Source organism: Paracidovorax sp. MALMAid1276 (assembly GCF_049198005.1).
Taxonomy (GTDB): domain Bacteria; phylum Pseudomonadota; class Gammaproteobacteria; order Burkholderiales; family Burkholderiaceae_C; genus Acidovorax.
Genome location: NZ_JBMIRS010000035.1, coordinates 41345 through 50243 on the forward strand (window position 1 = coordinate 41345; position 8899 = coordinate 50243).

General features: G+C 69.2%; 10 protein-coding genes. 1 reads left to right on the forward strand and 9 read right to left on the reverse strand.

Features of this window, described 5'->3' with window-relative positions; all coding sequences use genetic code 11:
- Positions 1 to 3: 3 nt before the first annotated feature.
- The 8 genes from ACOQFS_RS01715 to ACOQFS_RS01750 all read right to left on the reverse strand — a co-directional run bounded on the left by ACOQFS_RS01715 (position 4) and on the right by ACOQFS_RS01750 (position 6316).
- The gene (locus ACOQFS_RS01715; RefSeq protein ID WP_421561260.1) at positions 4 to 675 is read right to left on the reverse strand and encodes a histidine phosphatase family protein; all 672 of its coding nucleotides are present in this window, start codon (positions 673 to 675) and stop codon (positions 4 to 6) included.
- A 200-nt stretch (positions 676 to 875) separates the two neighbouring features.
- The gene (locus ACOQFS_RS01720; RefSeq protein WP_421561269.1) at positions 876 to 1118 is read right to left on the reverse strand and encodes a hypothetical protein; all 243 of its coding nucleotides are present in this window, start codon (positions 1116 to 1118) and stop codon (positions 876 to 878) included.
- 46 nt (positions 1119 to 1164) lie between these two features.
- Positions 1165 to 2058, reverse strand: a complete 894-nt coding sequence (locus tag ACOQFS_RS01725) for a DUF429 domain-containing protein (RefSeq protein WP_421561261.1) — start codon at positions 2056 to 2058, stop codon at positions 1165 to 1167.
- Positions 2055 to 2936 (reverse strand): EamA family transporter, encoded by an 882-nt coding sequence (locus tag ACOQFS_RS01730; protein WP_421561262.1) that lies wholly within the window; start codon positions 2934 to 2936, stop codon positions 2055 to 2057. Before ACOQFS_RS01730 ends, ACOQFS_RS01725 begins: the two co-directional genes overlap by 4 nt.
- An 80-nt stretch (positions 2937 to 3016) precedes the next feature.
- Positions 3017 to 3439, reverse strand: coding sequence for a BLUF domain-containing protein (locus ACOQFS_RS01735; protein WP_421561263.1), 423 nt, complete (start codon positions 3437 to 3439; stop codon positions 3017 to 3019).
- A 22-nt stretch (positions 3440 to 3461) separates the two neighbouring features.
- Complete coding sequence (gene folE / locus ACOQFS_RS01740) at positions 3462 to 4190, reverse strand: GTP cyclohydrolase I (RefSeq protein ID WP_421561264.1); 729 nt, start codon at positions 4188 to 4190, stop codon at positions 3462 to 3464.
- A gap of 133 nt (positions 4191 to 4323) precedes the next feature.
- The gene (gene clsB / locus ACOQFS_RS01745) at positions 4324 to 5574 is read right to left on the reverse strand and encodes a cardiolipin synthase ClsB (RefSeq protein ID WP_421561265.1); all 1251 of its coding nucleotides are present in this window, start codon (positions 5572 to 5574) and stop codon (positions 4324 to 4326) included.
- A gap of 4 nt (positions 5575 to 5578) precedes the next feature.
- Positions 5579 to 6316: an endonuclease/exonuclease/phosphatase family protein gene (locus tag ACOQFS_RS01750; protein WP_421561266.1), complete on the reverse strand. Its 738-nt coding sequence runs from the start codon at positions 6314 to 6316 to the stop codon at positions 5579 to 5581.
- A gap of 170 nt (positions 6317 to 6486) precedes the next feature.
- Between ACOQFS_RS01750 and ACOQFS_RS01755 the strand changes: the two genes are divergently transcribed.
- Positions 6487 to 8250: a tetratricopeptide repeat protein gene (locus ACOQFS_RS01755; RefSeq protein WP_421561267.1), complete on the forward strand. Its 1764-nt coding sequence runs from the start codon at positions 6487 to 6489 to the stop codon at positions 8248 to 8250.
- 22 nt (positions 8251 to 8272) lie between these two features.
- Here the strand turns inward: ACOQFS_RS01755 and nudB are convergent, their stop codons facing one another.
- Entirely contained in the window at positions 8273 to 8761 is a 489-nt protein-coding gene (gene nudB / locus ACOQFS_RS01760) for a dihydroneopterin triphosphate diphosphatase (protein WP_421561268.1), read from the reverse strand.
- Between the last annotated feature and the right edge of the window lie 138 nt (positions 8762 to 8899).

Genomic DNA, 8899 nt, shown 5'->3' on the forward strand with positions numbered 1-8899 from the left:
GCCCTACCGGACCACCAGCTTCTTCTGGTCATACACCGGCTGCGCTGGCAAATCCGCCAGGTGCCGCACGTCGGCCCAGTCCAGCACTTCCACCGTGTCGCCATCCACGCGTACGCGGTTCAGGCCGGCGTTGGGGATGTCGCTCTGGCGGGGGCCGTCGAGGCCCGTGCCGCGGGCGGTGCGCCAGATCATGTCGAGCACGCCGCCGTGGGTCACCACCATCACCTTTCGGCCCGCGTGCTGCTGTGCGATGCGGCGCACGGCGTCCATCACGCGGGTGTGGAACTGGCGGGTGGTCTCGCCGCCGGGCATGCCGTAGTCGGCCTCGAAGCGCAGCCAGCGTTCCCAGGCGTCGGCGTGGCCGGTCTTGACGTCGTCCACGCGCAGGCCGTCGACGACGCCGAAGTGCTGCTCGCGCAGGCTGGCGTCGGTGAGGGTGTCGACGGACAGCTGCGGAAAATACACCTGCAGGCTGGGCGCGGCGGTCTCGCGGGTGCGGATGAGGTCGCTGCAGATGAGGTGGTCGACCGGCGGGCGTTCTGCGGCCAGGCGCTCGGCCAGGCGGCGGGCCTGTTCGCGGCCGGTGGAGTTCAGGGGCACGTCGACGTGGCCCTGGAAGCGCAGTTCGCGGTTCCAGTCGGTTTCGCCGTGGCGGATCAGGATGAGTTCGGTCATGCGCGGTGGAGTCTGGTGAGTGCGTGGGGCAGCGGCAGTGTGCCCCCCATTATCGAATGCATGCACAGCATTGCAAGCAAAAACAGGCCCCAGCGCTTGTGTGACAAGCGCTGACAGCTATTATTTTTATATCAGCCGAGGGCCATGGCGTTGCTCGGCAGCGCCCGGTGCCCCCGGTTCATCCGCGGCGAACACCCCCGTCAGCGCATGGGCACGATCAGCACCTTGCGCCGGGGATGGCAACCCGGGCCGTCGTAGGGATCGCTGTCGCGCTCCCAGGCGGGGCCGGGCGAGGTCTGGGCGCAGACACGGGCGCCGTCGACCGCGCTGCGCCAGTAGTACCAGGGCGCCGGGCCCGCATAGGCCGCCGCCATGGCCGACACCGCCACTGCCACCGCCACCGCAATACCCAGCGCGCGCAAAGCGGCCGGGGCAGGACGCAAAGCCCGGAGGCGACGGGAATGCAAAGGGCGGCGCATGCCCAGCATGCTACGCAGATGGCGTGCGGGCAATCGCCGGAAAAGCCGGGGCATCGGCGCCCACGATCCAGCCCTCCAGCGGGTCCAGCCCCGGCGGCAGGCCATAGAGCGGGTCGTCGGCTTCGGTGTGGCGCTGCTCGGCCCAGGCGGCCTGCAGCAGGCAGAGCACGGCGTCCAGCCGGTCGCCACTCGCGTCCTGCACCAGGGCGTCGCGCTGGGCGTGGCTCAGGGCCAGGCGCAGGCCCAGGCGGTGTTGCCCCAGCTCCAGCGCGTTGACCAGGTCCTTGCGGGCGATGAGGCGCTCGGGCGTCTGCTTGGCGCGGTCGTCGCTCTTGTAGCTGCGGCGGCCCAGCACCTCGCGCGCGAGCAGGCCGGGGTAGGCCTCCAGCGCCACGCGGCGGGGGTCCCCCGCGTGCAAGCCGGGCAGGTGCACACCGGCATCCAACAGCAGCGGCACGCCGGCGTGCAGCATGTAGGCCACGGGCGGGTTCACCCATTTCATCGACGGGCTGGAGCCTGCCGGGTCATCGGTGGCGCGGTGCGCAAACTTGCCGCCCACAGGGCGCGCGGCACAAAAGGCGGCAAAGGCTTCGCGGATCTGCGCGCGGCTGCACTGGCGGTAGTGCTGCATGCAGGCCAGCCAGTCGGTGGGCCAGCCCAGGGCCTGCACCAGCTCGCGCGGCAGGCCGAAGGGCAGGTCGAACCCGCCCACCCAGTCGCCCGGCCGGGCCAGCCACTGGCCCAAGCCCGCGAGCGTTTCAAAGCTCTGCAGCGACGCCAGCTGCACACGCGCCCCCTGGCGCCGCCCGCGGGCCAGCACGATGGGCTTGCGCCGCGTGGGGCTGCTGGAAAAGTCGCAGCCCAGCAGCAGCGGCGGGGCCGCAGTGACGGCGGCGGTCGTCATCCCAAAGCCAGCGCGGTGACGCCTGCCGCGATGCACAGTGCGCCACAGATACGCGCCACCCGGTCGCCCTCGCCCAGCAGGTGCCCGCCGATGAGCGCGGCAAACAGCATGGACACCTCGCGCGCTGGCGCCACGTGCGACAAGGGCGCCTGCTGCATCGCGTACAGCACCAGCACATAGGCCACGGGGCTGACCACCGCCACCAAGAGCGCAAAGCGCCACTGCGCCAGCCACAGCGTGCGGGCCGTGCGCAGGTCGCGCAGCACCACCGGCGCGAGCAGCGCCACGCGCACGAAGTTGCCCATGTAGTCGACAAGGATGGGCGACATCAGCAAAAAGCGCACCGCATAGCCATCCACCACGGTGTAGCTGGCGATGAAGGCGCCGGTGAGCAGGCCATACGCAATGCCTTTGTGCACCCGTGCCCGCGCAGCAGGGTCGTGCGCGGCCCGCAGCAGGCTGGGGCCCCCGGCGATGAGGAACACGCCACCCACCACGCCCGCAATGCCGAGCGCCCCCAGGGCCGAGATGCGCTCACCCAGCAGCGTGATGGCCACCAGCGATGACAAGAGCGGCCCCGACCCGCGCGCGAGCGGGTACACCACCGTGAGGTCGGCCACGCGGTAGCCGCGCAGCAGGATGACGAAATAGCCCACGTGCAGCAGCCCGCTGGCCGCCACCAGGCCCCACTCGGCCGCGCCCCACAGCGGCACGGCGTCGCGCCCCAGCCACCAGCCGAGTGGCGCCCAGAACAGCATCAACAGCAGCGAGGTGAAGAACGCAAAACGCGAGTCCCCCCCAGCCTTCTTGGCCACGATGTTCCAGCACGCGTGGATCAGCCCGGCAAGGATGATGAGAGCGAAGGCGGTGAGGGTCACGGGAGATCGGGCAAAAAACACAAAGGCCGCAGCACCGGCATGGCTGCCGGCCTGCGGCCCGGAGGGGGCTGCCGCTGCGGTCAGGCCCGGCCGATGATCGACGCAGTAGCCATCAATTCCTCCAGCAGCGCAAACGACACCTTGCCCGACACGGCATACGGGTCCAGCTCGGGCTTTTCGGAGTATTTGAGCAGGATGGAGTGGTTGATCTTGCTGAGGTTGACCTGGCCCATGGTCCAGCCGCCAAAGCGGCGCTCGGAAATCTCTTCGTAGTGCAGCAGCTCCACGTTCTTGTGGCGGGCATCCTTCTGGATGTGGCCATACAGCTCGCTCACGGCCGAGCGGCCGCCCTCGATCGCCTGCAGGAACACACCACCGCCATAGCACAGCACGCCGGTGATGCCGCTGCCCGGGTTGTGCTGGCGCGACTGGGTCAAGATGGCTTCAATGGCCTCGGCCGAGGTGTCCACGGCGCGGCTGGCGTAAAGCAGGCGGACGAGCATGTTCGACTCCTTCAGGTTCGGTTCAGTTCTTGCCGGGGATGAGGGACAGGAATTCGCGGCGCAGTGCGCTGTCCTTCAGGAACACGCCACGCATCACGGAATTGATCATCTTGCTGTCCATCTCGCGCACGCCGCGCCACGACATGCAGAAGTGGCTGGCCTCCATCACGATGGCCAGGCCGTCGGGCTGGGTCTTTTCCATGATCAGGTCGGCCAGCTGCACCACCGCCTCTTCCTGGATCTGCGGGCGGCCCATCACCCAGTCCACCAGGCGGGCATATTTGGACAGGCCGATCACGTTGGTGTGCTCGTTGGGCATCACGCCGATCCAGATCTTGCCGATGACGGGGCAGAAGTGGTGGCTGCACGCGCTGCGCACGGTGATCGGGCCCACGATCATCAGCTCGTTCAGATGCTCGGCGTTCGGAAACTCCGTGATCGGGGGCTGCTGTGCATAGCGGCCCTTGAACACTTCGTTGATGTACATCTTGGCCACGCGCCGCGCGGTGTTCTGCGTGTTGTGGTCGCCGTCGGTGTTGATCACCAGGCTGTCGAGCACGCCCTGCATCTTGTGTTCCACCTCGTCCAGCAGCTTCTCCAGCTCGCCGGGCTCGATGAATTCGGCAATGTTGTCGTTGGCATGAAAACGCTTGCGGGCGGCGGCCAGGCGTTCGCGGATCTTGACGGAGACGGGTGTGCCTTCGTCCTCCGGCGGGGTGGGCGTCATATCGGCGGGGGTGTGGCGGGACATGGCCGGAATCGTAACAGCGAATGCCTGGGCACAGATTTCAAAGGTTTTTGGCGCCCAGCGCTTATCCATATTCACCTGACAGCTATAAAACATATAGCATCAGGCTGCACCCCGGGTGGGCTGCGCCGCTTCGTCAGTACCGCTTGCCGGTGACCCACAGCGCGAGGCGCATGAGCGCAAACGCCATGCGGTCGAGCACGCGCTGGCGCAGGGGGCGGCCGGCATAGCGCAGCGGGTCCATGCGGCGGCCCGCGCTGTGCATGGCCCGCACCAGGCGCTCGCGCAGGTCGAGCGCAAAGTCGGCGTCTTCGACCACCACGTTGGCCTCGCGCGCCAGCAGCAGGCTCAGCGGGTCGAGGTTGGACGAGCCCACCGTGGCCCAGGGCCGCTCGCCCTCCGCGTCGATCACGGCCACCTTGGCGTGCAGGAAGCTGGGGGCGTACTCGTGGATCTCCACCCCCGCGTCCAGCAGCGCGCCATACACGGGCCGGGCTGCGTGGTACTGCATGAAATATTCGTACCGCCCCTGCAGCAGCAGCCGCACGCGCACGCCCCGGCGCGCCGCCATCACCAGCGCGCGGCGCAGCTTGCCGCCGGGCATGAAGTAGGCGTTGGCGATGATGACCTCGTGCCGCGCCAGGCCGATGGCCCGCAGGTAGGCCTTTTCGATGCGCGCGCGGTGGCGCACGTTGTCGCGCAGCACCAGCGCGGCGCGCATGGAGGGGCCGGCCTGGGCGCGCTCGGCCGCGTGTTTGGCGGCGCTGGCCGCGCGCAGCGCCTGCAGCGCCTCGGGCAGGCGCCGCTGGCGCGCGTCGCGCACGGCCTGCATGCGCCACCACAGCTGCTCCATCGTTTCGCTGGCGGCCTGCACCAGGCTGCCCGTGGCCTGCACCGCAAAGTCGAACCGCGGTGAGTCCAGCGCGCCGTGGTTGGGGTCATGAAAGTCGTCCAGCACGTTGATGCCGCCGCAAAACAGCAGGCACCCGTCCACCACGCAGAGCTTGCGGTGCAGCCGGCGCCAGCGCTGGGGCAGCAGCAGCCCCAGGGCGCCCAGCGGCGAATACACGCGGTAGTGCACGCCGGCGGCCTTCAGGCGCGCGGCCCAGGCGCCGGGCAGCGCGCCGGTGCCCACGCCGTCCACCACCAGCTGGGTGCGCACGCCGCGGCCGGCCGCGCGCATCAGCGCCTCGGCCACCGACGCGCCTGCGCCGGTGAAGTCAAAGATGTAGGTCTCGAACTGGATGTCCGACATCGCTGCGTCCATGGCGGCGATGAGCGCCGGAAACAGCTCTTCGGCCCCCTGCAGCAGCCGCAGCCGGTGGTCGTCGGCAAACTCGAACCCGCGCTGCGGGGACGCGCGCTTTCTTCTCTTGAGCCCTTTCATGGCGTCACAGCCTGAACTCGGCGATCAGCGGCAGATGGTCGGACATGCGCCACCAGATGCGCCCGCGCGGCACGTGCAGGGACAGCGGCACCAGGCCGCGCACGTACACGTGGTCGAGCTGCGCCAGCGGCAGCCGAGCGGGGTAGGTGAAGTTGCGCGGCGCATCGAATTCGTACAGCAGAAAGCCCGCGAGCATGCGCTTGATCTGCTGGCCCCAGTCATTGAAATCGCCCGCCACCACCAGCGGTGCGTCCGGCGGCACTTCGCGCTCGATGAAGCGCTGCAACTGGGCGATCTGCCGCACCCGGCTGCCCGGGATGAGCCCCAGGTGCACGACGATCACATGAATGCGCCGGCCATGGGCGTCCACCTCCACGTGCAGCAGCCCGCGCTGCTCGAAGCGGTGGTCGGAGATGTCCTCATGCTGGTGGCCGATGACCGGCCAGCGCGACAGCAGCGCATTGCCGTGCTCGCCGTGCTTGGTGATGGCATTGGTGCGGTACACGGCCTCGTAGCCCTCGGGCGCCAGGAACTCGGCCTGCGGCAATTCGGGCCAGCCGCGAAAGTAGGTCTGCTCGCGCCGGTGGAGCTTGCGCACCTCCTGCAAGCACACGATGTCGGCATCGAGCTGCTCCACGGCGAGCCCGAGGTTGTGGATCTCGAGCCGGCGCGCCGGACCGATGCCTTGCACTCCCTTGTGGATGTTGTAGGTGGCCACCCGCAGAATGTCGTCGTGTTCCATGGCCGGATTGTGTCGCACGGCAGCGACCAGGCGGCTGCCCCGGCTGCAACCCTGGCGCAACGCCCGTCCCAGGCGGGTTTGCCCGGTTTCCGCGCGTGGTTGCAAGCCGTTACACTGGCCTGCTGCCCCGGCCGCGCACCCTTGCGGCGAGGAGCAAACCACACCCCTTGATGGCCTCCGAGAAAGAACCCCCTGCCCCGCCCCCGGTCCTGGCCCTGGTGGTGGACAGCAACGCCACCTCGCGCAGCATTCTCGTGAGCCAGCTGCGCGAATACGGGGTCACCCGCATCGTGCAGTGCACCCGTGTGCAGGACGCGCGCAGCCGGCTGGAGCACACGGTGTTCGACTACGTGCTGTGCGAGCAGTCCTTCGGCGAAGGCGGCTACTCGGGCCAGACCCTGCTGGACGACCTGCGCCGCGCCCAGCTGCTGCCCTTCTCCACCGTGTTCTTCATGGTCACGTCCGAGGCGTCATACGCCGCGGTGGCAGAGGCCGCCGAGTCGGCCCTGGACGGCTACCTGCTCAAGCCCTTCACGCCCAGCGCGCTGTTCGAGCGGCTGGGCCTGGCGCGCCTGCGCAAGGTGCATCTGAAGCCCATTTTCGATGCCATGGAGGCCCAGGATTTCGAGGGCGCGGCGCGCCTGTGCGTGGAGCGCTTCGAATCGCGCAAGCCTTACTGGCTGTATGCCGCGCGCATCGGCTCGGAGCTGCTGCTGCGGCTGGGCCGCCATGACGAGGCGCGCACCCTGTTCGAAGCCGTGATCGAAGCGCGCGCCCTGCCCTGGGCCAAGCTGGGCGTGGCCCGCGCGCAGATCGAATCCGGCCAGGCGGTGCGCGCCGTCACCACCTTGCAGGAGTTGATCGGCGAGGACGCAACGTTTGCCGACGCCTACGACGTGCTGGGCCGCGCGCAGGTGGAGCTGGGCAACTTCAGCCAGGCCATCGAGACCTACCGCACCGCCAGTACGCTCACGCCGGACTCGGTGGTGCGGCTGCAGAAGCTGGGAATGATGTCGTACTACATGGGCGACCGCGAGGCAGCGACCAAGACCCTCTCACGGGCCGCCGTGCTGGGCATCGACTCCAAGCTGTTCGACTTCCAGTCGCTCGTGCTACTGACCTTTGCCTACTTTGCCGAGAACGACCGCAAGGGCATCGAGCGCTGCATGGCCGACTTTGCACGCATCCTGGAGCGCCACCACGGCAGCGCCCGGGTGCAGCGGTTCGCCGAGGTGGCGCGCGCGCTGCAGCTGATCCAGCAGCGCCAGTTTTCGCAGGCGGTGGATGCCGTGCGTGCCATGGCCCGCGAGATCGGCACCAGCCACTTCGACTTTGAAGCCGCGTGCAACCTGGGCAGCCTGCTGGCGGTGCTGGCGGCCACGTCGATCGACCTGCCCGAGGGCGAGGGTTGGGTCCGCGCTCTGGGCCTGCGCTATGCCAACACGCGGGGCCTGACGGAACTGATGGCCAACGCCTGCAACCTGCACGAGCCCTACGCAGCCATGGTGCGCGACTGCCTGCAGCACATCAACAAGACCGCCGAGGCGGCCATGGCCCGGAGCCTGGCCGGCGACCCGGCAGGCGCCGTGCAGGCCTTGCTGGGCGAGGCGGAGCGCACCCTCAACTCCAAGCTGGTGGACATGTCGCAGCAGGTGCTGCTGCGCCACCAGGCGCGCATGGCCCAGCCCGCTTTGCTGCAGGACGCGATCGACGCCCTGCGCCCCCGCGTGGGCAGCGCTCCGGCCCGCGCCATCCTGGGCCAGGACAGCGAGCGCCAGGCCGGCGGCGTGGTGCTGCGCACGCGCAGCACCGCTGGCGAGGGCCCCGCCCAGATAGCGCCGCCGCCGCGCGACAGCCTCGCAGCTCATACGCCCCCACCTGCCGACGAAACCCCAGACCTGGCTGCGCAACTGCGCCTGCGCCCGGCCTTTTGAATCGGCGTGGCTGATCCGCCTGTCAGGAACGGCCCGCCATCCCGCCCGCAAAGCGGGGCAGCAACAGGCAGGCCTCAGCATTGGACGCCGAGAAGCAGGTGTCGGCAGCGCACTGCCAGGGCAGCCACTGAAACGCATCGTGCTCGCGCGGGCTAAGCACCACCGGCGTGCCCGCGGGCACGCGCAGGCCAAACACGCGTTCGCGGTTGCGCACCACGCCCGGCGCATAGCGGTGCAGCCACTGGGGCCAGATGTCGTAGTGGTTCTCCAGGCACCAGTCCGTCAGCACGCAGCCGGGCGCGTGGGCGTCGATGCCGGTTTCTTCCAGCACCTCGCGCACGGCGGTGAGCGCAAAGGGCTCCTGCACGCTGTCCTTGCTGCCGGTGACGGACTGCCAGTGGCCTTCACCGCCGGTGCGGCGTATCAGCAACACATCCAGCGCCGGGGTATGGATGACCACGAGCACCGACTCGGGGATCTTGTGCGGCCGCGCGGCGAGGGGCTGGGTCATGGCATCGGGGCGTCAACGCGCCAGGAGCCTGCGCGCTGGAAGGCATCGAAGCGAAACGCGCGAAAACCGAGGATCGCGGGGTGCTACCGACAAGCCCAGGGTGGCCCCCTGGGCGCAGGCGGTAGTGCCGCGCGAGAC